The sequence below is a fragment of the Streptomyces tanashiensis genome (genome assembly GCF_014648895.1).
Lineage (GTDB): Bacteria > Actinomycetota > Actinomycetes > Streptomycetales > Streptomycetaceae > Streptomyces > Streptomyces tanashiensis.
Genome location: NZ_BMRZ01000001.1, coordinates 1,017,692 through 1,043,620 on the forward strand (window position 1 = coordinate 1,017,692; position 25,929 = coordinate 1,043,620).

Consider the following 25,929-nt stretch of genomic DNA (forward strand, 5'->3'; position numbering starts at 1 on the left):
CACGGCCCGCGGTGGCCAGGGCTTCGCCCGGCCGGACAGGAGTCACGGTCATGAGCCCGCCTCCGCGCCCTTGCCGGCCGCCGGCCCGGCCGGGCCGATGCGGACCAGGTCGCCGGGGTGGGCGCCGGTGTCGGAGAGGACGCCGCGGCCGGCCGAGTTCAGCGGGAGCCAGACGACGCGGTCGGGCATCTCGGTGACCTGGAGCGGGAAGGCGACGGAGCCCGCGGGGCCGGTCACCTCCAGGACGTCGCCGTCCTTGACGCCGGTGTCGGCGGCGGTGGCGGCGGAGAGCCGGGCGACCGCCGCGTGACGGGTGCCGGCCAGGGCGGTGTCGCCCTCCTGGAGCCTGCCGAGGTCGAGGAGGAGCCGGTGTCCGGCGAGGACGGCCTCGCCGTCGCCGGGCCGGGGCGCGGGCACGCCGTGCCCGGTGGGCTCGGAGGCCCGCTCCTCGGTCCAGCCGCCGAGCCGGTCCAGCTCCCGGCGCACGGACCGCAGGTCGGGCAGACCGAGGTGGGCGTCGAGGGCGTCGGCCAGCATGTGCAGCACGCGGGCGTCGCTCGGCGCGAGCGGCCGGGTCATCTGCTCGGGCTTGAGCGCCGCCTCGAAGAGCCGGGCCCTGCCCTCCCAGTTGAGGAAGGTGCCGGGCTTCTCGGCGACGGCCGCGACCGGCAGGATCACGTCGGCGCGCTCGGTGACCTCGCTCGGCCGCAGCTCCAGGGAGACCACGAAGGCCGCGTCGAGGGCTTCACGCGCGCGTGCCGGGTCCGGCAGGTCGGCGACCTCGACCCCGGCGACGAGCAGCGCGCCGAGCTCGCCGCCGGCGGCGGCCTCCACGATCTGGCCGGTGTCGCGGCCGTAGCGGTGCGGGAGTTCGCGGACGCCCCAGGCGGCGGCGACCTCCTCACGCGCGCGGGGGTCGGTCGCGGGCCGGCCGCCGGGCAGCAGCGCCGGGAGCGCTCCGGCCTCGACGGCGCCGCGTTCGCCGGAGCGGCGCGGGATCCACACGAGGCGGGCGCCGGTCGCGGCGGAGGCGCGCAGGGCGGCGGTGAGCGCGCCGGGCACGCCGGCGAGCCGCTCGCCGACGGCGAGGACGGCGCCCTCCTGTCGGAGGGCCTCGGCCGCGGCCGCGCCGTCCTCGGAGAGGCCGACCCGGGAGGTGAGGGCGTCGAGCCACTCGGTCTCGGTGCCGGGGGCGGCGGGCAGCAGGGTGCCGCCCGACTTCTCCAGGCCGCGGGTCGCGAACGGGGCGACGGCGTAGGTCTTCTGGCCGTGCTTGCGCCAGGCCTTGCGGAGCCGCAGGAAGACGCCGGGGGCCTCCTCCTCGGACTCCAGACCGACGAGGAGCACCGCCGGGGCGGCCTCCAGCGAGGTGTACGTGACCCCGCTGCCGTCCAGGTCGCGTCCCCGGCCCGCGACGGCGGAGGCCAGGAAGTCGGCCTCCTCGCCGGAGTGGATCCGGGCCCGGAAGTCGATGTCGTTGGTGTCGAGGGCGACCCGGGCGAACTTGGCGTACGCGTAGGAGTCCTCGACGGTCAGCCTGCCGCCGGTCAGGACGCCGGTCCGGCCGCGGACGAGGCCGCGGGCGGCGGCCTCCAGGGCCTCGGGCCAGGAGGCGGGCTCCAGCTCACCGGTCTCGTGGTTCCGGACGAGCGGGGTGGTGAGCCGGTCGCGCTGCTGGGCGTACCGGAAGCCGAAGCGGCCCTTGTCGCAGATCCACTCCTCGTTGACCTCCGGGTCGTCGGCGGCGAGCCGTCGCATGACCTTGCCGCGCCGGTGGTCGGTGCGGGTGGCGCAGCCGCCGGCGCACTGCTCGCAGACGGACGGCGAGGAGACGAGGTCGAAGGGGCGGGAGCGGAAGCGGTAGGCGGCCGAGGTGAGGGCGCCGACCGGGCAGATCTGGATGGTGTTGCCGGAGAAGTACGACTCGAAGGGGTCGCCCTCGCCGGTGCCGACCTGCTGGAGCGCGCCGCGCTCGATGAGCTCGATCATCGGGTCGCCCGCGACCTGGTTGGAGAAGCGGGTGCAGCGGGCGCACAGGACGCACCGCTCGCGGTCGAGCAGCACCTGGGTGGAGATCGCGACCGGCTTCTCGTAGGTGCGCTTGACGCCCTCGAAGCGGGACTCGGACTGCCCGTGGGACATGGCCTGGTTCTGCAGGGGGCACTCGCCGCCCTTGTCGCAGACGGGGCAGTCCAGCGGGTGGTTGACGAGCAGCAGCTCCATCACGCCGTGCTGGGCCTTCTCGGCGACGGGGCTGGTCAGCTGCGACTTCACCACCATGCCGTCGGTGCAGGTGATGGTGCAGGAGGCCATGGGCTTGCGCTGGCCCTCGACCTCGACGATGCACTGGCGGCAGGCGCCGGCGGGGTCGAGGAGCGGGTGGTCGCAGAAGCGCGGGATCTCGATGCCGAGCTGTTCGGCGGCGCGGATGACGAGCGTCCCCTTGGGGACGGAGATCTCGGCGCCGTCGATGGTCAGCGTCACGAGGTCCTCGGGCGGCACCGGCGCGCTGCCGCCGCCACTGGGGGTGGACGCGATGACGGTCATGCGGTCACCTCCTTGTGGTTGTCCGCCCAGGCGGTCGACTTGGCCGGGTCGAAGGGGCAGCCCTTGCCCGTGATGTGCTGCTCGTACTCCTCGCGGAAGTACTTCAGCGAGGAGAAGATCGGCGATGCGGCGCCGTCTCCGAGGGCGCAGAACGACTTGCCGTTGATGTTGTCGGCGATGTCGTTGAGCTTGTCGAGGTCGGACAGGGAGCCCTTGCCGGCCTCGATGTCGCGCAGCAGCTGGACGAGCCAGTAGGTGCCCTCGCGGCAGGGAGTGCACTTGCCGCAGGACTCGTGGGCGTAGAACTCGGTCCAGCGGGTGACGGCCCGCACGACGCAGGTGGTCTCGTCGAAGCACTGGAGCGCCTTGGTGCCGAGCATCGATCCGGCGGCGCCGACGCCCTCGTAGTCGAGGGGCACGTCGAGGTGCTCGTCGGTGAACATCGGGGTCGAGGAGCCGCCGGGCGTCCAGAACTTGAGCCGGTGGCCCGGGCGCATGCCGCCGCTCATGTCGAGGAGCTGGCGCAGGGTGATGCCGAGGGGGGCCTCGTACTGGCCGGGCGAGGCGACGTGCCCGCTGAGCGAGTACAGCGTGAAGCCCGGGGACTTCTCGCTGCCCATCGACGTGAACCATTCCTTGCCGCGGTGGAGGATCGCGGGAACCGAGGCGATGGACTCGACGTTGTTCACCACAGTGGGGCAGGCGTACAGACCGGCGACCGCGGGGAAGGGGGGTCGCAGCCGGGGCTGGCCGCGGCGCCCTTCGAGCGAGTCGAGCAGGGCGGTCTCCTCGCCGCAGATGTACGCGCCGGCGCCGGCGTGCACGGTGAGTTCGAGGTTCAGACCGCTGCCGAGGATGTTCCGGCCGAGGTAGCCGGCCGCGTAGGCCTCGCGGACGGCCTCGTGGAGGCGGCGCAGGACGGGGACGACCTCGCCGCGCAGGTAGATGAACGCGTGCTCGGAGCGGATCGCGTAGCAGGCGATGATCATTCCCTCGATGAGGGAGTGCGGGTTGGCGAAGAGGAGGGGGATGTCCTTGCAGGTGCCGGGCTCGGACTCGTCGGCGTTGACGACGAGGTAGTGCGGCTTGCCGTCGCCCTGCGGGATGAACTGCCACTTCATGCCGGTGGGGAAGCCGGCGCCGCCGCGTCCGCGGAGCCCGGATTCCTTGACGTACGCGATGAGGTCGTCGGGGCTCATCGCGAGGGCCCGCTTGAGGCCCTGGTAGCCCTCGTGCCGTTCGTAGGTCTCCAGGGTCCAGGAGTTGGGCTGGTCCCAGAAGGCCGACAGGACGGGTGCGAGCAGTTTCTCCGGGCTGCTGTTGTTGATCTCGGCGGCCAAGGTCATCACTCCCCCTCCTGACTGGCTGCCTCACCGCGCGGGTGGACGATTCGGTGGTGCGGGGTCTCGCCCTTGGCCAGGCGCAGGCCTACGAGGGAGGCGGGGCCCGCGCCGCCGGTGGCCTCGACGGCGCCGGGGCGCTCGTCGGGGAAGCCGGCCAGGATGCGGGCGGTCTCCTTGAAGGTGCAGAGCGGGGCGCCGCGGGTGGGTTCGACGGTGCGTCCGGCCCGCAGGTCGTCGACCATCTTCTTGGCGGACTCGGGCGTCTGGTTGTCGAAGAACTCCCAGTTGACCATCACGACGGGCGCGAAGTCGCAGGCCGCGTTGCACTCGATGTGTTCGAGGGTGATGCTGCCGTCGTCGGTCGTCTCGTCGTTGCCGACGCCGAGGTGGGCCTTGAGCTCCTCGAAGATGGCGTCGCCGCCCATGACCGCGCAGAGCGTGTTGGTGCAGACGCCGACCTGGTAGTCGCCGGAGGGCTTGCGCCGGTACATCGTGTAGAAGGTGGCGACGGCGGTGACCTCGGCGGTGGTCAGGCCGAGGAGCTCGGCGCAGAACCGCATGCCGGTACGGGTCACATGGCCCTCCTCCGACTGCACGAGGTGCAGCATCGGCAGGAGCGCGGAGCGGGAGTCCGGGTAGCGGGCGATGATCGCCCGCGCGTCCTCCTCCAGGCGGGCGCGGACGTCCGCCGGGTAGGAGGGCGCGGGAAGCTGGGGCATCCCGAGGCTGACGTTCTCCGTCATCGGTCGACGCCTCCCATCACGGGGTCGATGGAGGCGACGGCGACGATGACGTCGGCGACCTGGCCGCCCTCGCACATCGCGGCCATGGCCTGGAGGTTGGTGAAGGACGGGTCGCGGAAGTGCACCCGGTAGGGGCGGGTGCCGCCGTCGGAGACGACGTGGACGCCGAGCTCGCCCTTGGGCGATTCGACGGCCGCGTAGGCCTGCCCGGCGGGGACCCGGAAGCCCTCGGTGACCAGCTTGAAGTGGTGGATCAGGGCCTCCATGGAGGTGCCCATGATCTTCTTGATGTGGTCCATGGAGTTGCCGAGGCCGTCGGCGCCGAGGGCGAGCTGCGCCGGCCAGGCGATCTTCTTGTCCCCGACCATGACCGGGCCGGGCTCCAGGCGGTCGAGGCACTGCTCGACGATCCGGAGGGACTGGCGCATCTCCTCCAGGCGGACGAGGAAGCGTCCGTAGGAGTCGCAGGTGTCGGCGGTGGGGATCTCGAAGTCGTAGTTCTCGTAGCCGCAGTACGGGTCGGTCTTCCGCAGGTCGTGCGGGAGGCCCGCCGACCGGAGGATCGGTCCGGTGGCGCCCAGCGCCATGCATCCGGTGAGGTCGAGGTAGCCGACGTCCTGCATGCGGGCCTTGAAGATGGGGTTGCCGGTGGCGAGCTTGTCGTACTCCGGCAGGTTCTTCTTCATGGTCTTCACGAACTCGCGCACGGCGTCGACGGCGCCGGGCGGGAGGTCCTGGGCGAGGCCGCCGGGGCGGATGAACGCGTGGTTCATGCGCAGGCCGGTGATCAGCTCGTACAGGTCCAGGATCATCTCGCGGTCCCGGAAGCCGTAGATCATGATCGTGGTGGCGCCGAGCTCCATGCCGCCGGTGGCGATGCACACCAGGTGGGAGGAGAGCCGGTTGAGCTCCATGAGGAGCACCCGGATGACGCTGGCCCGGTCCGGGATCTGGTCGGTGATGCCGAGGAGCTTCTCCACGCCGAGGCAGTACGCCGTCTCGTTGTAGAACGAGGTGAGGTAGTCCATGCGCGTGACGAAGGTGGTGCCCTGCGTCCAGGTCCGGTACTCGAGGTTCTTCTCGATGCCGGTGTGGAGGTAGCCGATGCCGCAGCGGGCCTCGGTGACGGTCTCGCCGTCGATCTCCAGGATGAGGCGGAGCACGCCGTGGGTGGACGGGTGCTGCGGGCCCATGTTGACGATGATGCGCTCGTCGTCGGCCTTCGCGGCGGACTGGACGACCTCTTCCCAGTCGCCGCCGGTCACCGTGTAGACGGCGCCTTCTGTCGTCTCGCGGGGAGACGCGTGGGAAGTGCTCACGAGTACGACCTCCGCTGGTCCGGAGCCGGGATCTGGGCGCCCTTGTACTCGACGGCGATGCCGCCGAGGGGGTAGTCCTTGCGCTGCGGGTGGCCCTGCCAGTCGTCCGGCATCATGATCCGGGTGAGGGCGGGATGGCCGTCGAAGACGATGCCGAAGAAGTCGTACGTCTCGCGCTCGTGCCAGTCGTTCGTCGGGTAGACGGCGACGAGGGACGGGATGCGCGGCTCGGTGTCCGGGGCCGAGACCTCCAGGCGGATCAGCCGGCCGTGGGTGAGCGAGCGCAGGTGGTAGACGGCGTGCAGCTCGCGTCCCTTGTCGCCGGGGTAGTGGACGCCGGAGACGCCGGTGCAGAGCTCGAAGCGGAGCGCCGGGTCGTCCCGCAGGGTGCGGGCCACGCGGACGAGGTGTTCACGCTCGATGTGGAAGGTGAGCTCGCCGCGGTCGACGACCGTCTTCTCGATCGCGTTCTCCGGGAGGAGCCCCTGCTCCTCCAGGGCGCCCTCCAGCTCGTCGGCGACCTCGTCGAACCAACCGCCGTAGGGGCGGTTGGCCGGGCCGGGGAGCCGGACGGAGCGGACGAGGCCGCCGTAGCCGGAGGTGTCGCCGCCGTTGTTGGCGCCGAACATGCCGCGCTGGACGCGGACCTCCTCGCCGTGGTCCCCGCGCTGGCCGGGCAGGTTCTGCCCGCTCAGCTCCTTCTCGGGGTTCGGGGTTTCGTCACTCACTGGAGCAGACCCTTCAACTCGATGGTCGGCAGCGCCTTGAGTGCCGCCTCCTCCGCCTCACGGGCCGCCTCCTCGGCGTTCACGCCGAGCTTGGAGGTCTGGATCTTCTGGTGGAGCTTGAGGATCGCGTCCAGGAGCATCTCCGGACGCGGCGGGCAACCGGGCAGGTAGATGTCGACCGGCACGATGTGGTCGACGCCCTGCACGATCGCGTAGTTGTTGAACATGCCGCCCGAGGAGGCGCAGACGCCCATGGAGATGACCCACTTGGGGTTGGGCATCTGGTCGTAGACCTGCCTCAGGACGGGCGCCATCTTCTGGCTCACCCGGCCGGCCACGATCATCAGGTCGGCCTGGCGCGGCGAGCCGCGGAAGACCTCCATGCCGAAGCGGGCCAGGTCGTACCGGCCGGCTCCGGTGGTCATCATCTCGATGGCGCAGCATGCGAGGCCGAAGGTCGCGGGGAACACGGACGCCTTGCGCACCCAGCCCGCGGCCTGTTCGACCGTCGTCAGCAGAAAGCCGCTCGGGAGTTTCTCTTCGAGTCCCATAGGTGCCCCTCAGCCCCTCAGTCCCATTCCAGGCCGCCGCGCCGCCACACGTACGCGTAGGCGACGAAGACGGTGAGCACGAAGAGCAGCATCTCCACGAGCCCGAAAAGCCCCAGGGCGTCGAAGGTGACGGCCCAGGGGTAGAGGAAGACGATCTCGATGTCGAAGACGATGAAGAGCATCGCCGTCAGGTAGTACTTGATCGGGAAGCGGCCGCCGCCGGCCGGAGTGGGCGTCGGTTCGATGCCGCACTCGTACGCCTCAAGCTTTGCCCTGTTGTACCGCTTTGGCCCGATAAGCGTGGCCATGACCACGGAGAAGATCGCAAACCCCGCACCCAGGGCACCGAGCACGAGGACGGGCGCGTACGCATTCACGCTCCTCGCTCCTTCCAGTCGTCCTTGACCGTTGGACCGCACCGCGGGCCGTGAAAGATCGCCCCCATGTGAGGCAGTTCACAAGCCCGGCTGCCCCGCATCTTATGCCCGCCCCTCTGTGATCTGCGACACGGGGTACAGCAACGACTTTGTGATCTCCACCACCTGACGAAGGATCATGAAGTCGGATGAGCGGTGATCTTGTTGCGCGAAGCGCCCAGGTGATCACCAGATGTGACATCCGTACCGGAAATCGCTGCTCGGAGGGGGTGTCGCACTATCAAGTGTTGCCCTCTACAGGCAAATTGGTGATGGAACGCGTCCGGGTGATAAAGGAACCGCCCGTCGCCCGGTCGGGGGGTCCGGCGTACAGAGGTGGACGCGTGCGCGTTTTCACGAGCGTTCGCGAGACGGCAGTGTGACCTGCGTCACCTCACAGGAACCTCAAAAGAAGAGGGCTTGGCCATCGGCGTCAAGGGATGGTAAGCGTCGGGCAATTCGGGCGTTTCAATGAAAACCCGTGATCAAGGGCCGGATGACCCATGCCCGATTTGCCCGTTACGGCGTCAATAAGGGTGTCACGGAAGCGGATTCAGAGGTTCCGAACGTAACTGTGGCGCAACCCACGTTTCTTGAAGGGAACCGCGATGCCCTGATAGCGGTTGTACCCATGTCCCACACCGCTCACATACCCAGCCACCGGAAGCCCCGCCGCAGCGCCTCGAAGCTGGCGCTCCGCGCCGGAGTTGCCGGTGGCGTCCTCGGCACCATCGCGGTGGCCGGTGCTGCCGGGCCGGCCAATGCCGAGCCGGTGACCGAGACCATCGAAATGCCCACCCTGGGCTCCCTCGACGCCGGCACCGGTCTCGCCAGTGCCGTCGCCGCCTCCGCCGAGGCCTCCCAGCAGGAGGCCCTCGACCAGAGCCTGCAGACGCAGGAGAACGCCGCGCTGCAGAAGGCCGCCAAGGAGGCCAAGCAGGCCAAGGCCGAGGCCGACCGCAAGGCCGCGGCCGAGCGCGCCGAGAAGGCCCGCCTCAAGGCCGAGCAGGAGCGCAAGGAGGCCGCGGAGCGCGCCACCCGCGACAGCGCGCGCACCCAGCTCTCCACCACCAGCTCCTCGAACGACAACGGCTCGTCGTCCGACAGCGGCTCCACCGCCTCGCAGAGCAGCAACGAGACGCAGGCCCCCTCCGGCTCCGCCGCCGCGATCGTGGCCTTCGCCCGGGCCCAGATCGGCGACGCCTACGTCTCCGGCGGCACCGGCCCCAACTCCTGGGACTGCTCCGGCCTCGTGCAGGCCGCCTACCGCGCGGCCGGCATCGACCTGCCCCGCATCTCGTACCAGCAGTCGAGCATGGGCACCTCCGTCTCCCTGAGCAACCTGCAGCCGGGCGACGTCCTGTACTGGGGCAGCCGCAGCGGCTCGTACCACGTCGCCATCTACGTGGGCGGCGGCAAGTACGTCGGCGCGCAGAACCCGTCCAGCGGCGTGGTCGAGCACACCATGGACTGGGACACCCCCTCGGGCGCCGTCCGCATCCTCTGATTCCGGCGCCATCACGCTGAGAAGCCGTCACTCCTCGGGGGAGTGACGGCTTCTGGCTTTCCCGCCCCGTTCGGGGCCGGGGCCGGTCAGGCCTTGGGGGCCACCTTCGAGAGGCCGTTGATGATGCGGTCCATGGCGTCGCCGCCCGTCGGGTCGGTGAGGTTCGCCAGCATCTTGAGGGTGAACTTCATCAGCAGGGGGTGGCTCAGACCGCGCTGGGTCGCGATCTTCATGATCTTCGGGTTGCCGATGAGCTTCACGAACGCGCGGCCCAGCGTGTAGTAGCCGCCGTAGGTGTCCTTGAGGATCTGCGGGTAGTTCCGCAGGGCCAGCTCGCGCTGGGCGGGCGTCGCGCGGGCGTGCGCCTGGACGATGACGTCCGCCGCGATCTGGCCCGACTCCATCGCGTAGGCGATGCCCTCGCCGTTGAACGGGTTGACCAGACCGCCCGCGTCACCGACGAGCAGCAGGCCCTTGGTGTAGTGCGGCTGGCGGTTGAAGGCCATCGGCAGGGCGGCGCCGCGGATCGGCTGCGTCATGTTCTCCGGGGTGTAGCCCCAGTCCTCCGGCATGGAGGCGCACCAGGCCTTGAGGACCTCGCGCCAGTCCAGCTCCTTGAAGGCGGAGGAGGAGTCGAGGATGCCGAGGCCGACGTTGGACGTGCCGTCGCCCATGGGGAAGATCCAGCCGTAGCCGGGCAGGAGCCGGTCCTGCGGGCCGCGCCGGTCCCACAGCTCCAGCCAGGACTCCAGGTAGTCGTCGTCGTGGCGGGGGCTCTCGAAGTACGTGCGGACCGCGACGCCCATCGGGCGGTCCTCGCGGCGGTGCAGGCCCATGGCCACGGAGAGCCGGGTGGAGTTGCCGTCGGCGGCGACGACGAGCGGCGCGTGGAAGGTGACTTCGCGCTTCTCCTCGCCCAGCTTCGCGTGCACACCGGTGATCCGGCCCGTACGGTCGTCGATGATCGGCGCGCCGACGTTGCAGCGCTCGTACAGCCGGGCGCCGGCCTTCTGCGCCTGGCGGGCCAGCTGCTCGTCGAAGTCGTCGCGCTTGCGGACGAGTCCGTAGTCCGGGTAGGAGGCGAGATCCGGCCAGTCCAGCTCCAGCCGGACGCCGCCGCCGATGATCCGCAGGCCCCTGTTGCGCAGCCAGCCGGCCTCTTCGGAGATGTCGATGCCCATGGAGACGAGCTGCTTGGTGGCGCGCGGGGTGAGGCCGTCGCCGCAGACCTTCTCGCGGGGGAACGCGGTCTTCTCCAGGAGCAGGACGTCGAGTCCGGCCTTGGCCAGGTAGTACGCGGTGGTGGAGCCGGCCGGGCCTGCCCCGACGACGATCACATCAGCGCTGTGCTCGGAGAAGGGCTGCTCGGTCACGGCGGATCTCCCGAAGGGGTCGAGGGAAGGATGGGGAAAGTCTATGAGCGGCGGGGTTTCGCCTTGAAGCCGCGGTCGCGGCCGGTCGAGCCGTGAAGGTCACGCCTTGAAGGTCAAGCCGTGAAGGTCACGCCTTGAACCCCCGGTGCAGGGCGACGATGCCGCCCGACAGGTTCCGGTAGGCCACCTTCGACCAGCCGGCCTTCTGCAGCAGGCCCGCCAGCGTCGGCTGGTCCGGCCAGGACTGGATGGACTCGGCGAGGTACACGTACGCATCGGGGTTGGAGGACACCGCGCGGGCCACCGGCGGCAGCGCGCGCATCAGGTACTCCTCGTACACGACCCTGAAGGGCGCCCAGGTGGCGTGCGAGAACTCGCAGATCACGACGCGGCCACCGGGCTTCGTCACGCGGTACAGCTCGCGCAGCGCCTGGTCGGTGTCCTGGATGTTCCGCAGCCCGAAGGAGATGGTGACGGCGTCGAAGACGTCGTCCCGGAACGGCAGCTTCGTGCCGTCGCCCGCCGTGAACGGCATCCACGGGTGGTTCTTCTTGCCGACCCGCAGCATCCCGAGGGAGAAGTCGCACGGGACGACGTACGCGCCCGCCTTCACGAACGGCTGCGAGGAGGTCGCGGTCCCGGCGGCCAGGTCGAGGATCTTCTGCGCGGGCCGCGCGTCGACCGCCTTCGCGACCTCCTTGCGCCAGCGCCGGTCCTGGCCGAGGGAGAGGACGTCGTTGGTCAGGTCGTAGTTCGCCGCCACATCGTCGAACATCGTGGCGACTTCGTGCGGCTGCTTGTCCAGGGATGCGCGGGTCACTGGCGTTCGGCCTCGCAGTGTCGGGAAGGGGCGGACCCGCCCATTCTGGCAGGCGGGGCCCCCGTGGAGGCTCAGCGGGCCCGCTGGACCGGACGGCCGCGAAAAACCCGCCGGTACCGCTTCAACCTTTTGGGCCCGAGCGTGCTCAAGGAGGGATGAGGTACATGACAACGGCCGCCACCGGTGGCAAGGAAAGCGGGAGTGTGATGGCGGTACCGACCGAAGTGAGACGCCAGGCGGCCGACGGAGCGTGGGAGGCAGCCGACGGGTCGGTCGCCGGGTTCGAGGAGTTCGCCCGCGCCGGACAGCAGCGGCTGTACCGCACGGCGTACCTCCTCTGCGGCGACCCCGAGGCCGCCCGCGACCTGACCCAGACCACGCTGGCCAGGCTGTACCAGCACTGGCGGCGCGTCGGCACCGCCGACCATCCGCACGCGTACGCGAAGACGGTGCTGACCCGCATCTTCCTGGCCGAGCGACGGCGCAGGCTGCGCGATCTGCTCGCCTTCACCCGGACCGGCGGAATGGCCCCGGCGCCCTCCGCCGACCACGCCGACCTGCGCGTCACCCTGCTCGCGGCGCTCGCCGAACTGCCGCCGCGGGCCCGCGCCATGGTCGTCCTGCGCTACTGGGACGACCAGAGCGTGGCCTCCGTGGCCTCCCAGCTGCGGTGCAGCGAGGCCACCGTCAAGAGCCAGTGCTCGCGCTCGCTCGTCCGACTCCGCGCACGCCTGGGCGACGCGTGGCTCTACTCCACAGGAAGCTGAGGTCCACCGTGGACACCGATGAGATCACCCTGCTCCGCGCGGCCATGGACCGGACGGCGGACGGCCTTCCCCAGCTCCCCGACCTCGTCCCGCTCGCGGTGCGCGAGGGCCGCAGACGCCGGGTCCGGGCCCGGCTCGCGATCGTCACGACCGCGTTCGGTGCGATCACGGCGGGGGCGCTGGGGCTCACGCTGTTGCCGGGATCGAACACGGACGTCACGATGCCCGCCGTCGCGCCGTCGTCGCCCGGTGCGAGCGCGAGCGCTCAGCCGAGCAGGAGCTACCCGCCCGTCGTCGTGACGCAGACCCCGGGTGCCACATCGCCTGACAACCCCGACAACCCCGACAACCTGTCCGAGGCCGAGCGCGAGCGCCGCGCGGCCCACCAGCAGCGGGTGGCGGCGCTGCTCGACGAGCTGCTGCCTCCGACGGTGACCGAGATCCGGCCGGTGAAGGACGAGGTGAGCGTGTACCGGATCAAGGCGGGCGGCGAGACCTTCCGCATGACGGTGTCGGTACGGCCGGCCGACAAGCGCACCGTACCGTGCGTGAGCCTTCCGGAGCGGCACTACGTCTGCGAAGTCACGACGCTGACGTACGCCACGAACCGTGAGGCTCAGCTCTTCTCGTCGGGGGGAGGCGCGCAGGACTCGCAGTCCTCGTCGTACCTGCGTTTCCTGTACAGCCGGAGCCGTGTCGCGCTCGGCGTCGATTCCGACGCCGGGAAGGTGCCGGTGACACCGCGACAGCTCCTGGTCGTCGTCAAGGACCCGCGCTTCCTCGATCTGCTGCGGGACACGGACGTGAAGCCGGTCGAGGGGAAACTGCCGCCTCCGGTCGTGGGTGGCTGAGGCGCCGGCTCGGCTACCGCCGCCGGAACACCAGTCGGCCGCCCAGAACGGTCGCCACGCAGGTGGACGGGCCCAGGCGGACCAGGGTCGCCCGGTCCGGGACGTCGAACACGGCGAACCGAGCCGGGCCGCCGGGTGCCGGGCGGGGCAGCAGGACGAGCGGGCTCGGTGAGAGGGACGGCGGTCCGGGCATCGTGGCGGGGCGCTGCCCGACGGCGAGACCGGCCCGGCGCACCGCGTCCACGGCGGCCCGGCCGCGCAGTTCGCCGGCGACGGCGACCGTCCCGTGCGCGAGGAGCCGCTGCACACCGCGGCGCGCGGAGGCACCGCGGCGGGCGGGGTCGGCCCGGAAGATCTCCCGCGCCCGCTCGCCTGTGATCGGCTCGGTGCCGAACTCCGCGGCCTCCCGGGGGTCCGGGTGGTACGTCTCCTCGAGGAGCTCGGGCGCGTACGGGTTGAGGAGTCCCGGCGTGAGGATGCCGGGCCACCGCCGCACCCGCGCCTCGGGGCGGAGCGCGGCCAGGTCCTCGTACGGGCCGACGGCGGCGACGAGGGCGCCGTCGACCAGGACGGCGCTCTCGGGCGTCGCCTCGGCGACGTGGAGGGTCAGCACGCGCGCGTCAGTTGGCGTCGAGGAGCTTCAGCTCGGGGTGCGCCGTGCCGCCCTCGATCGCCGTGGAGGAGATGTGCGAGGCGACGCGCTCGTCGACCGGGTCGTTCGCCGGGTCGTCGTGGACGACGATGTGCTCGTACGTCGTGGTGCGCTGCGCCGGGACGCGGTCCGCCGTGCGGATCATGTCGATCATCTCGCGCAGGTTGGAGCGGTGCTTGGCGCCCGCCGAGGAGACGACGTTCTCCTCCAGCATGATCGAGCCGAGGTCGTCCGCGCCGTAGTGCAGGGTGAGCTGGCCGATCTCCTTGCCCGTGGTGAGCCAGGAGCCCTGGATGTGGGCGACGTTGTCGAGGAAGAGCCGGGCGATGGAGATCATCCGCAGGTACTCGAAGAGCGTGGCCTGCGTGCGGCCCTTGAGGTGGTTGTTCTCCGGCTGGTAGGTGTACGGGATGAAGGCCCGGAAGCCGCCCGTCCGGTCCTGCACGTCACGGATCATCCGCAGGTGCTCGATCCGCTCGGCGTTGGTCTCGCCGGTGCCCATCAGCATGGTGGAGGTCGACTCGACGCCCAGCTTGTGGGCGATCTCCATGATCTCCAGCCAGCGCTCGCCGCTCTCCTTCAGCGGGGCGATCGCCTTGCGGGGCCGCTCGGGCAGCAGCTCGGCGCCGGCGCCCGCGAAGGAGTCGAGACCGGCGGCGTGGATGCGGGTGATCGCCTCCTCGACGGAGACGCCGGAGATGCGGGCCATGTGCTCGACCTCGGAGGCGCCGAGGGAGTGGATGACCAGCTGCGGGAAGTCCTTCTTGATGGCGGCGAAGTGCTTCTCGTAGTACTCGACGCCGAAGTCCGGGTGGTGGCCGCCCTGGAACATGATCTGGGTGCCGCCGAGCTCCACGGTCTCCGCGCAGCGGCGCAGGATGTCGTCGAGGTCCCGGGTCCAGCCCTTCTTGGTGTCCTTCGGGGCGGCGTAGAACGCGCAGAACTTGCACGCCGTCACGCAGACGTTCGTGTAGTTGATGTTCCGCTCGATGATGTACGTCGCGATGTGCTCGGTCCCCGCGTACCGGCGGCGGCGCACCGCGTCGGCGGCGGCGCCCAGCGCGTGCAGGGGCGCCGAGCGGTAGAGGTCGAGCGCCTCCTCGGGGGTGATCCGGCCACCCGCGGCGGCGCGGTCGAGAACAGACTGGAGTTCGGCCTTCTCGGTCACCGGGTGCGTCCCTTTCGGAGGGGTTCTGATCGACCGAACCAGCCTACGCCAGGGCTCTCCGCCGCTTCCGCAGGGTGCGGTTCGGCGGCCGCCCGAGTCCGGGGAGGGCGAGCGGCGGGCGGGAGTCCGGCGAATATCCGGTGAATTCCGGGTGCGTCGCGGGCGCGGCTCATTACCGGCGGCCGGGGCGGGCGGCCGCATTCCCGGTCGGTGTCCGGAAAGGCCCGCCCGGCGCGCGGGAGGGCCTACCGGTATTTCTTTCCCGCACCATTCCGCGCGGCTCCGCGGCTTATCGCGCCGGGGGCGGCAGGAGTTCCACCGCGACGTCCGCCGGGAAGCCGGTCGTGGGGCCGGTCCGGCGGGCGAACTCCCGTACTCCCGCGAGCTGCTCGGGGCCGAAACGGAAGTCGAGGGTGCGGAAGTACCGCTCCAGGAGTTCGGCGTCGAAGGTCTCCCAGCGGGCGGCCTGCTCGGCGACCTTGGCGACCTCTTCGAGGGAGAGGTCGCGCGAGGCCAGGAACGCCTGGTGGACCTCGTGGACGGTCTCCGGCTCGCGCGCCAGGAAGTCCTTGCGCACCGCCCACACGGCGAAGACGAACGGCAGGCCCGTCCACTCCTTCCACATGAGCCCCAGGTCGTGGACCTGGAGGCCGAGCCGGGGCGCGTCGTGCAGGGAGGCCCGGAGCGCGGCGTCGCCGATGAGGACGGCGGCGTCCGCCTCCTGCATCATCAGGCCGAGGTCCGGCGGGCAGGTGTAGTAGTCGGGCTGGACCCCGTACTGCTCGGCCAGGAGCAGCTGGGCGAGGCGTACCGAGGTGCGGGAGGTGGAGCCGAGGGCCACGCGCGCGCGGTCGAGCTCCTCCAGGGGCCGCTGGGAGACGATCACGCAGGACATGACGGGACCGTCGCAGCCGACGGCGATGTCCGGGAGCGCGACCAGGCCGTCCGCGTTGCGGAGGTATTCGACGAGGGTGATGGGCCCGATGTCGAGGTCGCCCCGGACGAGCCGCTCGCTGAGCTTCTCCGGGGTGTCCTTGGTGAGCTCGAGATCGAGGAGCGTCCCGGTCCTGGCCAGACCCCAGTAGAGGGGGAGACAGTTCAGGAACTGGATGTGTCCGACGCGGGGCCGGCTGCGCTGCTGGTCGTCGGTTGCTTTGTCCACATCGCGAGGCTAGACCCGTCTCGCACTGTGGGCATCGGCGGGGCACGCGCGTCAGCACACGGAACGGAATCAAACATGCGAGTGACGTGATCTTTCCCTCTACCGCCCCGAGCACCCTGCGTGCTACGCTCAACGCAAGTTGCAGTTTGGTTTCCCTTGCAGTACAGAGCCTGCGGAGCATGTGACCCGCAGGCTTTTGTAGTTTTCAGACTTGTTTCAGGTTCTGGAGCAGGGCGACCCTTTGGCCCATAGGAGGGCTCATGGCTACCGGAACCGTGAAGTGGTTCAACGCTGAAAAGGGCTTCGGCTTCATCGCCCAGGACGGCGGCGGCCCGGATGTCTTCGTCCACTACTCCGCGATCAACGCGAACGGCTTCCGTTCGCTCGAGGAGAACCAGGTCGTGACCTTCGACGTCACGCAGGGCCCGAAGGGCCCGCAGGCGGAGAACGTCTCCCCGGCCTAAGTTGCCCGGGTCGGCGGACACGCACGACTAGAGCAGTACCCAAGGAGCCCCGCTCCGTGCCTCACGGCACGAGCGGGGCTCCTGCCTTTTCCGGGGCGCCTCAGCAGTCCGGGATCACGGTCCCGTTGTTGTCGCGGGCCTCGTCGTCGCCCCAGCGGGACAGGTAGTACGCGGACACGTACGCCCCGTTGCCGTTCTTCCCGGCGTACACGGTGTCCAGGTCGGTCCGCAGCCACCAGTGGTTGTAGTTCCCGGAGCCGTCGCGGACCTCCGCGCCCCAGACCTTGCAGTACACGTAGTTCGTGCCCGCGTTCAGCAGGCCCTGCGGGTCGTTCGTGTTCGCCTGGGCGTAGCCGGTGGCCTGGGCGAAGGTGTCGACCCAGTACTTTCCGCCTCCTCCGCCCGAGCAGCCGTTGTCGCTGGTCAGGGACTTGGAGCCGTAGGAGCCGGGGTAGGGGGCGAGGGAGACGCCGTTGATCACGATGCTCTGGCCGACGCCGTTGTAGAGCTGCTCGTAGTGGATGTGGGCGCCGGAACTGTTGCCGGTGCTGCCGGTGGTGCCGATCTGCTGCCCCTGGGCGACCTGGGCGCCGTCGGCGACGGAGTAGGCGCTGAGGTGGAAGTAGTACGTCTTCCAGCCGCCGCCGTGCTCGATCACGATGTAGTTCCCGGCGCCGGTCGGCTGGGAGTAGCGGCGGGCGGTGCCGGACGCCGAGGCCAGGACCGGGGTGCCGGCGGTGGTCCCGCCGTCCGAGCGGACGAAGTCGAGCGCCTGGCGGACCTCGGCCGAGTGGTGGCTGTAGGTCCAGGTCTGCCCGCAGGGGTAGGGCGCCTTGAAGAGCGGCGCGGCCTGGGCGGGGGTGGTGGTGACGAGCGCGGTGAGCAGGCCCGCGACGAGCGCGAGGAGGGTGCCGAGGGGGGTGATCCGTGCACGCATGCGTCCTCCGGTACGGGGGGGTCGGGGATCGGCGGAACATGGGCGGAGCAAGGGTCGACGCGCGTTGAACGGACCACAGAGTGCCGGAAGATCGCGTGTCGCAGTAGCCCGCGAGGACCACACCCGTACCGCGGCGCTTACGTAGTCTGGACACATGACCGAACGCAAGCCGCCCGGAGTCAGCTTCGAGTCGTTCGTCGACAAACAGATCCGCGAAGCCGCGGAGCGCGGCGACTTCCGGAGCCTGTCCGGCTTCGGCAAGCCCCTCCCGGACGACTCGGCCCCGTACGACGAGCTGTGGTGGATCAAGGGAAAGATGCACCGCGAGGGCGCGTCCGTCCTGCCGCCCTCCCTCGCCCTGCGCAAGGAGGCCGAGGACGCGGAGGCGGCGGTGGCCGCGGCCGTTTCGGAGAGCCAGGTCCGGCGCATCCTCGGGGAGATCAACACCAAGATCGCCGAGGCCCTGGTCCGCCCGCCGGCAGGTCCCCCGCTGAACCTGAGGCCGTTCGACGTGGAGGCGGCCGTGGAGCGGTGGCGGCAGGAGCGTCCGTAGGTCCCCGACCCCGAGGAGCCCCCATGAACAGCGCCGGTCTGCTGGTCGACTCGTTCGGCAGGATCCGTGAGGTCGTCCACGAAGCCGTGGAGGGGCTGACGGACGAGGAGCTCGCCGTACGGATCGATCCCGACGCCAACTCGGTCGCCTGGCTCGTCTGGCACCTCACCCGCATCCAGGACGACCACCTCGCGGACGCCTTCGGCACGGAGCAGCTGTGGACCTCGGACGGCTGGCGGGACCGCTTCGGCCTGCCGTTCCCGCCGGCGGCCACCGGTTACGGGCAGTCGCGCGCCCAGTCCGGGAAGGTCCGCGCCCCGGCGGAGCTGCTGCTCGGCTACCACGACGCCGTGCACGCCCGCACGGAGGAGCTGGTCCGCGCGGTCACGAACGCGGACCTGGACCGTGTCGTCGACACCGCCTGGGACCCGCCGGTCACCCTGGGCGTCCGCCTGGTGTCGGTGATCGCGGACGACCTCCAACACGCGGGCCAGGCGGCGTACGTGCGGGGCGTGGTGGAGCGGCGGGGGTAGCCGTACAACCCCGGGGCCTCCTCGGAAGTCTGACCGGGCGCTTCGCGCGCGAGTGCGGGGCGCTCGGTCTCCCGGAGGAACCCCTTGGATGCTGTACGCACGCCCCGCCGGCGGCTCGTCACCGCTGTCACGACCGTCCTGGCCCTCACCCTCGGCGCGGGTGCTCTGACCGTTCCGGCGACCGCCGCCGGGCCCTCCGCCGCGGCGGCGGAGGCCGGCGCGCAGGCGGTCGTGCCGTTCCCCCGCGGGGGGACCGTCGCCGCCGCGGGGCGGACCGGGTTCCTGACGCTCACCGGTGACGGCCAGGGCATCAGTCAGGTGTGGCACGCGTACGCGGGCGGCACGACGACCTCCTTCGGAAACCTGCGGGTCGTACGCCCGTCCTTCGCCTCCGACGTGCTGTCGCTCCGGGGCCCGAACAGCCTCGACCTGCTGGACACGGTCTCGGGCCGACAGGTCTCCGTCGCCCTCCCCTCCGGCGCCACGGCCTTCTCCGGTTCCGTCGGCTGGAACGTCTTCGCGCGCGCCGGCGCCGGGATGAGCCTGGTCACCGTGGCGGCCGACGGCACCTCGACCACGCGGACCGTGAGCGGGCTGCCCGCCCTCTCCGGCAAGGCGTACGTCGTCGCGGGCACGGCCTCGCACGGGCTGCTGAGGTACCAGACCTCCGCCGGCAAGGGACAGGTGTGGAACTGGGCCCTGGTCGACCTGGCCACGGCCGCCGTCACCGAGAAGCGGCAGGTCGGTCCCGCGCCCGAGAACTGGGACGGCGAACTCGCCGTCTCGGCCACCCGGGTCGCCTGGGTGGAGGGGTCGTCGCTGCTCGTGGTCGAGCGCGGCACCGGGAAGGCTCCGCAGCGCATCCCGCTGAGCAGCTCCGAGAACATCTCGCTCGGTCTGGTCGGCGACTGGGTGACGTACGCGCAGCGCGACGGGCTCGACGCCGTCCGCACGGACCCGCTGTACGCGCTGACCGCGCGGAACCTGAGGACCGGGGCCACCCGCAAGGTCCTGGAGCACCTGACCTCCTCCGCCGTCGACCCGGCGGGCGCGCTGCTCGCGCGCGGCGGGACGGTGACGAACGGCGAGGGGCTGTACCGCGTCGCGCCGGGCACGGACGGCGTGCCGGCCGCCACCCTCGTGGCGACCACGGGCGAGCCCACGAAGGTCACGCTGCTCGGCAGCGACGTGCCCGCCACGGTCTCCCCGCGGGCGTCCGACGGCCGGATCCCGCTCGCGTGGAGCCTGTCCCGGACCAACGTCGACCTGACGGTCACCCTGCGCCACACGAAGACCGGGGTGACGAAGCGGCACGACGTGACCCCGGGGTACGACGACGGCCCGCACCTCGTCCGGTTCACCTGGAGCGGGGACGTCGCCCGGAACGGGGACCCGGCCATGCCGTCGGGCGCCCCGGCGGGGGCGTACACCTGGCGGATCGACGCCCGGCCGCGCAACGGCATCGGGCCGACGCTGACGAAGACCGGCTCGTTCACGCTCGTGCGCAGGACCGCGCCCCACGACTTCGCCGGGAGCAACAACGGTTCCCCCGACGTGATCTCGCGTGACGCGAAGGGACGGCTGCGGTTCGGCGAGCTGATCCCGTCGGAGGACTTCCCCGGCTCCTTCTTCGAGCACGAGGGCAGCCTCGTCGGCTCGGGCTGGGGCGCGTACGACAAGATCGAGGCCACCGGGAACCTCGGCGGCTCGGGCGCCGGCGACCTCGTCGCCCGCGACCGTTCCGGTGTCCTGTGGCTGTACAAGGGCCGCGGGGACGGCACCCTGGCCGCCCGCGGCCGCATCGGCGGCGGCTGGGGCACGTACAACCGGCTGGCGGGCGGCAGCGACCTGACCGGGGACGGACGGCCCGATCTCGTCGCCACCGACGCCTCGGGCGCCCTCTGGCTGTACAAGGGCACCGGAGTGGACACCGCTCCGTTCGCCGCGCGCCGGAAGATCGGCACCGGCTGGAGCGGCTACAACGACATCGTCGCCACGGGCGACCTCGCGGGCGGGCCCGCCGGGGACCTCCTGGCCCGCGACGCCTCCGGCACCCTGTGGCTCCATCTCGGCAAGGGCGACGGCACCCTGGCCGCCCGCACCAAGGTCGGCAGCGGCTGGAACACCTACACCCACCTCGTGGGCGTCGGCGACGTCGACCGGGACGGACGCCCCGACCTGTACGCGGCGGGGCCCGGCGGCACCGCGTTCCTCCACCGGGGGACGGGCGCCTGGAGCGCACCGTTCCGCCCGCGCGCGGAGATCGGTGTGCTCCGGGAGTACGGGAACGCCTACGACCACTTCGCGTAAGGACAGGTTTTCGGCCGTCCGGCGTACAACCTCTTGATCCTCTCGGGTGTCTGACCGAACGTCGCACACGCGCTCGCGTGTGCGACGTTCGGTTCTCACGGGGGAAAACCTTGAACGCAGCACGCATCACCCACCCGACCCACGGCCCGGCCGCGGCGAAGACCGTCTTCCCGACGGGGGGCGGCGCCCGATCCGTCGTCGCCGTCAAGGTCGTGACGCTCCGCGACGCCTTCGCGGCACCCGCGTCCGGCGAGGGCCCGAAGGGCGCCACCGGCCCGTACGGCCCCGCCGCCTGACGTCTCCCGAGGCCTCGCCACGCCTCCCGGGCGCCTCTCCGCCTCTCCGCCTCTCCGGCACGCCTTCCGACGCCTCACGGCGTCTCACGGCGCGCCCTCCGGCGTGTCCTGACGCCTTCCGACGCCTCCGACGTCTCCCGGCCTCGCACGGCGTCTCCCGGCGTCACACGGCGTCACACGAAACAGACGCACCACCGGGGCGCGCCGCCACAGCCGCGCCCCGTCCTTCCTCCCTCCTTCGAAGGACTCGTACGTGTCTCTGAACCGCATTCCCCGGCGCCGTCTCACGGCCGCCGTCACCGTCGTCCTCGCCCTCACGGCGGGCGCGGCCCTCACCGTCACCCCGGCGACCGCCGCCCCCGCGCCCGTGGGCGCGTCCGCCACCGCGGCCGCGGCCGCGATCACCATCGCCGACGACATCCACCTCGTCAGCGCGGGCAGCACCGGCTTCCTGAGCCGCCGGAGCCTCAACGACTACACGACCGAGTACCGGTGGACGAGCTACGCGGACGGCACCACGAAGATCCTGGACGCCCGGACCCACTACGCCGGCGGCCGCTCGGACTACGTCGTCGGCCGCAAGGAGGCCCAGTCCGGCTACACGCTGTACGACATGGCCGATCCCGGCGCCCAGCCGATAGGGATGACGTACGGCGACTCCCGCTACTCCCTCGCCGGGGTGTCCGGGCAGTCCCTGGTCATGACGGCCGTCGACAGGGACGGGGCGCTCGACGCGTTCCTCATGAGCCGCGCCAGTGGCTGGTCGACCTCGCCGACCACCCGTGACGTGCCGCTCCCGGCCGACGCGCGCGACGTACGCGTCGCGGCCACCGCCGCCGACACGGTGCTGATCCAGTACCGGCAGGGCACCGGCGCCGAGGCCGAGTACCGCCTCGCCGCCGTCGAGCTCGCCACCGGCGAGATCAAGGAGACGGTCCAGGTCGGCACCAAGGCGCCCCGGAGCGGTGTCTACCTGACGGCCGACCGGTTCGCCTGGGTCGAGAACCCGACCGGGACCTCCGCGCAGCTCGTCACCGTCCCGCGCGGCGGCGGCGACCGGACCACCGTGCCGCTCGGCGTGACGACCCAGGGGGCGGGGCTCGACGTCGCCCTCGTGGGCGGCTGGGCGGTGACCGCGCAGCCGGGCGGCGGCAGCGCCACCGACCCGTCCGCGCAGTACCCGCTGACCGCCCGCTCCCTGAGCAACCCGACCGGCCACGTCAGGCTCCTCGACCACGTCGACTCGATGGCGACGGCCCCCGACGGCTCCGTCCTCGTGCGCGGCGGCTCGGTGGCGAGTGGCGAGGGCGTCTACCGGATCGCCGCCGACGCGACCGGCACCCCGGTCGCCTCCCTCGTCGCCACCACCGGCAGGCCGACCCAGCTCGCCGTCACGTCCACGCTCGTCCCGGGCACGGTCGACCTCGACGCCGGCGGCGACCGCGCGACGCTCGCCTGGACCCTGAACCGGTCCAACGCCCAGGGCACCGCGACCCTGCGCCACGTGGCCACCGGCAAGAAGGCGGAGCTGGCCTTCTCCGGGTACGACGGTCCGGTCAAGGCGACGAGCACCGTCACCATGAACTGGGGCGGTCTCGTCGCCCGGAACACCGGCGACATCGGCGGCTTCGCGCCCAGCGGCGACTACGTCTGGGAGCTGAGGGCCAAGCCGCTCAACGGCATCGGACCGGACCTCGTCCGGACCGGCACCTTCAAGGTCCTCCGTAAGACGGGCCTGCACGACCACACGGACAACGGCAGCCCGGACCTGCTCGCGCGCGACGCCTCGGGCCGGCTGTTCCGCGACGACACCGTGAAGACCCCGTCCTCCTCGGAGGTCTACTCGACCGGCCGGACCCGGATCGGCACCGGCTGGCAGATCTACAACCAGCTGGAGGCCGTCGGCAACATCGCGGGCGGTGCGGCCGCGGACCTCGTCGCCCGCGACACCTCCGGTGTCCTGTGGCAGTACCTGGGCAAGGGCGACGGCACCTTCGCGGCCCGCACGAAGATCGGCGCCGGCTGGAACGCGTACAGCAGGATCACCGGCGGCAGCGACCTCGACGGCGACGGCAGGTCCGACCTCCTCGCCACCGACACCGGCGGCGTCCTGTGGTTCTACAAGGGAACGGGCAAGTGGGACGGCGCGTTCGCGGCCCGCGTCCGGGTCGGCGCCGGCTGGAACGCGTACAACCAGATCACCGCCGTCGGGAACATCGCGGGCTCGGCCCACGGCGACCTCGTCGCCCGTGACACCGCGGGCGTCCTCTGGCTCTACCAGGGCAACGGGAACGGCGGCTTCGCCGCCCGCGTGAAGATCGGCAGCGGCTGGGGCTCCTTCACCTCCCTCGTCGGCGTCGGCGACTACGACCGCGACGGCCTGAACGACCTGTACGCGGTCGGGGCCTCCGGCTCGCGGCTCTACTCGGGCACCGGCAGCGCGACCGGCCCGTTCAAGCCGGGCGTCTTCACCTCGGTGCACTCGGACGCGGCCTCGTTCAACTCGGTCTTCTGACCACGGCCGCGCCTTCCGGAGACCCCCCGGTCCTTCTTCCGAGAACAGCGAAAAGGGAAGTGAACGTGAAGCACACCCGCACCTCCGGCCGTCGTCTCGCGGCCGCCCTCCTCACCCTCTCCACGGTCACCGCCGTGGCGGGGACCCTCGTCACGGTCCCGGCCGTCGCCGCCACGCCGGCCGCCACGGCCGGAGTCACGGCCGCCGCCGACGCGACGAACCTGCCCGTCGACGCCGAGGTCGTCAGCGCCGGCACCACCGGCTACCTCACGTCCCGCAAGGACGAGGCCGGGACCGCGATCCTGGAGTGGCACGCGTACGCCGACGGATCGGTGACATCGGTCGGCACCGGCGTCGTCGGCTACGACAGCAACTCCGACCTCCTCGTGACGGGCGACGGAAGCACCCTCTCCGTACGGGACATGAAGAACGGCGGCGCCTGGCGCGCCTCCTTCAACATCGGGGCCGAATTCCCGTCCGGCGCCACGAAGCTCGTCGGCGTGGTCAACGAGAACCTCTTCGTCAGCGTGGCGACCACCGAGGACTACCACGAGCTGTGGCAGCTCTCGAAGGCCAACGGCGTCACCAGGAAGACCAAGCTCTCCTCCCGCCCCAAGAACATCGACTACAAGGTCGTCGCCTCCTCCGGCAACGACTTCGTCGTCCTGGGCAGCGTCCGCGAGCCGTACATCCCCACCGACCGGATCGTGTACTGGTACGCCAAGTCGAACGTCGCCAACGGCTCCGTCCTCGACTGGGGCGGCAGCTCGGGCACCGCCGCGTGGGACCAGTCGTCCACCGGCGCCCTCACCGCCTCCTGGGAGGCGTGGGTCCGCACGGCACAGGACGGCGGCCCGGAGATCGGCGCGCACAGGCTCGGCACCGGCACGACCACCCGCATCCCCCTGACCGGCGCGCTGACCCGTGCCGTCGTCGCGGGCATCGTCGGGGACACGGTCCTCTACGGCGTCCCGGGCACCGCCACCGCGGAGACGCCCGGACCGCTGTACGCGCGGAGCCTCACCGACGCGGCCGCCCAGCCGTACAAGGTCCTGGACAACTTCTCCAGCGTGGCCCACGCCCCCGACGGCTCCCTGCTCGTACGCGGCTTCGGCCCGGACGGCGACGGCATCTTCAGGGTCTCCGGCAGCGGCGGCGCCCGCCCGACGGTCGCTCTGGAGGCCACCACCGGCCGGGTCATGGCCGTGCGGTTCGCCGACGCCGAGGTCCCCGCCCACGTCGACCTGGAGAAGGCCGGCACCACGCTCCCCATGGAGTGGACCCTGTCGCGGGCCAACGCCACCGTGGACCTCACGCTCACGCACGTCACCACGGGCAAGAAGCTCACCAAACGCCTGGACACCCCCCTGCCGGGGAATCGTTTCACCTACGCCTGGGACGGCGTCCTGGACGGCATCAGCGCCCCCAACGGCAGCTACACCTGGAAGGCCACCGCCGCACCGACCGACGGCATCGGCGGCCCGGCGAGCATCTCCGGCAGCTTCCAGGTCGTGCGGCAGGCCAACGCGCACGACCTCAACGACAACGGCTCGACCGACGTCATCGCCCGGGACGCCTCCGGCGCCCTGTGGCGGGACGACCTCTTCGACTGGCCGGTCGGCGGGCAGGCCGAGCCCGCCCGCCGGACGAAGATCGGCACGGGCTGGCAGACCTACAAGCAGATCGAGGCCGTCGGCAACATCGCCGGCACCTCCCACGGCGACCTGATCGCCCTGGACGGCTCGGGCACCCTCTACCACTACCTCGGCAAGGGCGACGGCACCCTCGCCGCCCGCGTGAGGATCGGCGGCGGCTGGGGCGGCTACAAGCAGCTCGCCGGCGGCTCCGACCTCAACGGCGACGGCCGGTCCGACCTCCTCGCCACGGACACCGCCGGCGTCCTCTGGTTCTACAAGGGCACCGGCTCCACCACCGCGCCCTTCGCCGCGCGCGTCCGCGTCGGCGGCGGCTGGGGCGGCTACAACCAGATCACCGCCACCGGCAACATCGCCGGAGGCCCGGCCGGAGACCTCGTCGCCCGCGACACCGCGGGCGTGCTGTGGCTCTACCTGGGCTACGGCAACGGCACCTTCGCGCCCCGTATCAGGATCGGCGGCGGCTGGGGCGGCTTCTCCCAGCTCGTCGGCGCCGGTGACGTCACCGGCGACGGCCGGCCCGACCTGATCGCGTACGGATCGGCCGGCACGTCCGTCTACCGCTCGACGGGCTCCACCACCGCCCCGTTCAGCCGTCAGTCGACGTCGCTGTACGCGGGCGAGGGCACGAAGTTCACCAGCGTCGCCTGATCTCGTACAACCTTCCGATTCCCCCGCAAGTCACAGCGGATGCGCACGGACCACCGGGCGCATCCGCT

23 protein-coding genes are annotated in these 25,929 nt (G+C 71.4%); 10 read left to right on the forward strand and 13 right to left on the reverse strand.

Annotated features, from left to right (window positions below; all coding sequences use genetic code 11):
- Nucleotides 1-48: 48 nt before the first annotated feature.
- The 7 genes from IE237_RS04670 to IE237_RS04700 are packed head-to-tail and all read right to left on the reverse strand — an operon-like array spanning nucleotide 49 to nucleotide 7,608.
- On the reverse strand, nucleotides 49-2,547 hold the full coding sequence (locus tag IE237_RS04670; protein WP_189800461.1) for an NADH-quinone oxidoreductase subunit G: 2,499 nt from the start codon (nucleotides 2,545-2,547) through the stop codon (nucleotides 49-51).
- Complete coding sequence (gene nuoF / locus IE237_RS04675; RefSeq protein WP_189800462.1) at nucleotides 2,544-3,896, reverse strand: NADH-quinone oxidoreductase subunit NuoF; 1,353 nt, start codon at nucleotides 3,894-3,896, stop codon at nucleotides 2,544-2,546. The genes IE237_RS04670 and nuoF overlap by 4 nt, the downstream gene beginning before the upstream one ends.
- Entirely contained in the window at nucleotides 3,893-4,633 is a 741-nt protein-coding gene (gene nuoE, locus IE237_RS04680) for an NADH-quinone oxidoreductase subunit NuoE (protein ID WP_189800463.1), read from the reverse strand. Before nuoE ends, nuoF begins: the two co-directional genes overlap by 4 nt.
- Nucleotides 4,630-5,952: an NADH-quinone oxidoreductase subunit D gene (locus IE237_RS04685; RefSeq protein WP_189800464.1), complete on the reverse strand. Its 1,323-nt coding sequence runs from the start codon at nucleotides 5,950-5,952 to the stop codon at nucleotides 4,630-4,632. Before IE237_RS04685 ends, nuoE begins: the two co-directional genes overlap by 4 nt.
- Nucleotides 5,949-6,680 carry an NADH-quinone oxidoreductase subunit C gene (locus IE237_RS04690; protein ID WP_189800465.1) on the reverse strand — a complete coding sequence of 244 codons (732 nt, stop codon included), beginning with the start codon at nucleotides 6,678-6,680 and terminating at the stop codon, nucleotides 5,949-5,951. The genes IE237_RS04685 and IE237_RS04690 overlap by 4 nt, the downstream gene beginning before the upstream one ends.
- Entirely contained in the window at nucleotides 6,677-7,231 is a 555-nt protein-coding gene (locus tag IE237_RS04695) for a NuoB/complex I 20 kDa subunit family protein (RefSeq protein ID WP_189800466.1), read from the reverse strand. Before IE237_RS04695 ends, IE237_RS04690 begins: the two co-directional genes overlap by 4 nt.
- Before the next feature lie 17 nt (nucleotides 7,232-7,248).
- Entirely contained in the window at nucleotides 7,249-7,608 is a 360-nt protein-coding gene (locus tag IE237_RS04700; RefSeq protein ID WP_019888619.1) for an NADH-quinone oxidoreductase subunit A, read from the reverse strand.
- Nucleotides 7,609-8,278: 670 nt separating this feature from the next.
- Between IE237_RS04700 and IE237_RS04705 the strand changes: the two genes are divergently transcribed.
- Nucleotides 8,279-9,154 carry a C40 family peptidase gene (locus IE237_RS04705; RefSeq protein ID WP_189800467.1) on the forward strand — a complete coding sequence of 292 codons (876 nt, stop codon included), beginning with the start codon at nucleotides 8,279-8,281 and terminating at the stop codon, nucleotides 9,152-9,154.
- 86 nt (nucleotides 9,155-9,240) lie between these two features.
- On the opposite strand, the gene IE237_RS04710 is transcribed toward IE237_RS04705, so the two are convergent.
- A complete protein-coding gene (locus tag IE237_RS04710; protein ID WP_189800468.1) occupies nucleotides 9,241-10,527 on the reverse strand; it encodes a geranylgeranyl reductase family protein in 1,287 nt (428 codons plus the stop codon).
- 127 nt (nucleotides 10,528-10,654) lie between these two features.
- The gene (locus IE237_RS04715; protein ID WP_189800469.1) at nucleotides 10,655-11,347 is read right to left on the reverse strand and encodes a demethylmenaquinone methyltransferase; all 693 of its coding nucleotides are present in this window, start codon (nucleotides 11,345-11,347) and stop codon (nucleotides 10,655-10,657) included.
- Between the two features lie 206 nt (nucleotides 11,348-11,553).
- On the opposite strand from IE237_RS04715, the gene IE237_RS04720 reads away from it, so the two are divergent.
- Together IE237_RS04720 and IE237_RS04725 are read left to right on the forward strand one after the other, a co-directional pair.
- On the forward strand, nucleotides 11,554-12,114 hold the full coding sequence (locus tag IE237_RS04720; protein WP_189800470.1) for a SigE family RNA polymerase sigma factor: 561 nt from the start codon (nucleotides 11,554-11,556) through the stop codon (nucleotides 12,112-12,114).
- 8 nt (nucleotides 12,115-12,122) lie between these two features.
- Nucleotides 12,123-12,965 carry a hypothetical protein gene (locus tag IE237_RS04725; protein ID WP_189800471.1) on the forward strand — a complete coding sequence of 281 codons (843 nt, stop codon included), beginning with the start codon at nucleotides 12,123-12,125 and terminating at the stop codon, nucleotides 12,963-12,965.
- 13 nt (nucleotides 12,966-12,978) lie between these two features.
- Here the strand turns inward: IE237_RS04725 and IE237_RS04730 are convergent, their stop codons facing one another.
- The 3 genes from IE237_RS04730 to IE237_RS04740 all read right to left on the reverse strand — a co-directional run bounded on the left by IE237_RS04730 (nucleotide 12,979) and on the right by IE237_RS04740 (nucleotide 15,947).
- Nucleotides 12,979-13,578, reverse strand: a complete 600-nt coding sequence (locus IE237_RS04730) for a hypothetical protein (protein ID WP_189800472.1) — start codon at nucleotides 13,576-13,578, stop codon at nucleotides 12,979-12,981.
- 7 nt (nucleotides 13,579-13,585) lie between these two features.
- Nucleotides 13,586-14,785, reverse strand: a complete 1,200-nt coding sequence (gene mqnC, locus IE237_RS04735) for a cyclic dehypoxanthinyl futalosine synthase (protein WP_189800473.1) — start codon at nucleotides 14,783-14,785, stop codon at nucleotides 13,586-13,588.
- A 289-nt stretch (nucleotides 14,786-15,074) separates the two neighbouring features.
- On the reverse strand, nucleotides 15,075-15,947 hold the full coding sequence (locus tag IE237_RS04740; protein WP_189800474.1) for a menaquinone biosynthetic enzyme MqnA/MqnD family protein: 873 nt from the start codon (nucleotides 15,945-15,947) through the stop codon (nucleotides 15,075-15,077).
- A 260-nt stretch (nucleotides 15,948-16,207) separates the two neighbouring features.
- Between IE237_RS04740 and IE237_RS04745 the strand changes: the two genes are divergently transcribed.
- Nucleotides 16,208-16,411: a cold-shock protein gene (locus tag IE237_RS04745; protein WP_041130679.1), complete on the forward strand. Its 204-nt coding sequence runs from the start codon at nucleotides 16,208-16,210 to the stop codon at nucleotides 16,409-16,411.
- Between the two features lie 100 nt (nucleotides 16,412-16,511).
- Here IE237_RS04745 and IE237_RS04750 read toward each other — a convergent pair whose 3' ends face one another.
- Nucleotides 16,512-17,348: a M23 family metallopeptidase gene (locus tag IE237_RS04750; RefSeq protein WP_189800475.1), complete on the reverse strand. Its 837-nt coding sequence runs from the start codon at nucleotides 17,346-17,348 to the stop codon at nucleotides 16,512-16,514.
- Nucleotides 17,349-17,502: 154 nt separating this feature from the next.
- Between IE237_RS04750 and IE237_RS04755 the strand changes: the two genes are divergently transcribed.
- From IE237_RS04755 to IE237_RS04780, 6 genes are all read left to right on the forward strand, one after another.
- On the forward strand, nucleotides 17,503-17,901 hold the full coding sequence (locus IE237_RS04755) for a DnaJ family domain-containing protein (RefSeq protein ID WP_189800476.1): 399 nt from the start codon (nucleotides 17,503-17,505) through the stop codon (nucleotides 17,899-17,901).
- A 23-nt stretch (nucleotides 17,902-17,924) separates the two neighbouring features.
- Entirely contained in the window at nucleotides 17,925-18,434 is a 510-nt protein-coding gene (locus tag IE237_RS04760; RefSeq protein WP_189800477.1) for a mycothiol transferase, read from the forward strand.
- A gap of 84 nt (nucleotides 18,435-18,518) precedes the next feature.
- Nucleotides 18,519-20,744, forward strand: a complete 2,226-nt coding sequence (locus IE237_RS04765) for an FG-GAP-like repeat-containing protein (RefSeq protein ID WP_189800478.1) — start codon at nucleotides 18,519-18,521, stop codon at nucleotides 20,742-20,744.
- 110 nt (nucleotides 20,745-20,854) lie between these two features.
- Complete coding sequence (locus IE237_RS04770; RefSeq protein ID WP_189800479.1) at nucleotides 20,855-21,040, forward strand: hypothetical protein; 186 nt, start codon at nucleotides 20,855-20,857, stop codon at nucleotides 21,038-21,040.
- A gap of 253 nt (nucleotides 21,041-21,293) precedes the next feature.
- A complete protein-coding gene (locus tag IE237_RS04775) occupies nucleotides 21,294-23,555 on the forward strand; it encodes an FG-GAP repeat domain-containing protein (RefSeq protein WP_189800480.1) in 2,262 nt (753 codons plus the stop codon).
- A gap of 65 nt (nucleotides 23,556-23,620) precedes the next feature.
- A complete protein-coding gene (locus IE237_RS04780) occupies nucleotides 23,621-25,861 on the forward strand; it encodes an FG-GAP repeat domain-containing protein (protein WP_189800481.1) in 2,241 nt (746 codons plus the stop codon).
- The last annotated feature ends 68 nt before the right edge of the window (nucleotides 25,862-25,929 follow it).

Excerpts from the sequence above, each read along its gene's own strand:
- IE237_RS04670 (WP_189800461.1), bottom strand. The coding sequence starts at position 2,547 with ATGACCGTCATCGCGTCCACCCCCAGTGGCGGCGGCAGCGCGCCGGTG.
- nuoE (WP_189800463.1), bottom strand. The coding sequence starts at position 4,633 with ATGACGGAGAACGTCAGCCTCGGGATGCCCCAGCTTCCCGCGCCCTCC.
- IE237_RS04695 (WP_189800466.1), bottom strand. The coding sequence starts at position 7,231 with ATGGGACTCGAAGAGAAACTCCCGAGCGGCTTTCTGCTGACGACGGTC.
- IE237_RS04705 (WP_189800467.1), top strand. The coding sequence starts at position 8,279 with ATGTCCCACACCGCTCACATACCCAGCCACCGGAAGCCCCGCCGCAGC.
- IE237_RS04720 (WP_189800470.1), top strand. The coding sequence starts at position 11,554 with ATGGCGGTACCGACCGAAGTGAGACGCCAGGCGGCCGACGGAGCGTGG.
- IE237_RS04745 (WP_041130679.1), top strand. The coding sequence starts at position 16,208 with ATGGCTACCGGAACCGTGAAGTGGTTCAACGCTGAAAAGGGCTTCGGC.
- IE237_RS04750 (WP_189800475.1), bottom strand. The coding sequence starts at position 17,348 with ATGCGTGCACGGATCACCCCCCTCGGCACCCTCCTCGCGCTCGTCGCG.
- IE237_RS04755 (WP_189800476.1), top strand. The coding sequence starts at position 17,503 with ATGACCGAACGCAAGCCGCCCGGAGTCAGCTTCGAGTCGTTCGTCGAC.
- IE237_RS04760 (WP_189800477.1), top strand. The coding sequence starts at position 17,925 with ATGAACAGCGCCGGTCTGCTGGTCGACTCGTTCGGCAGGATCCGTGAG.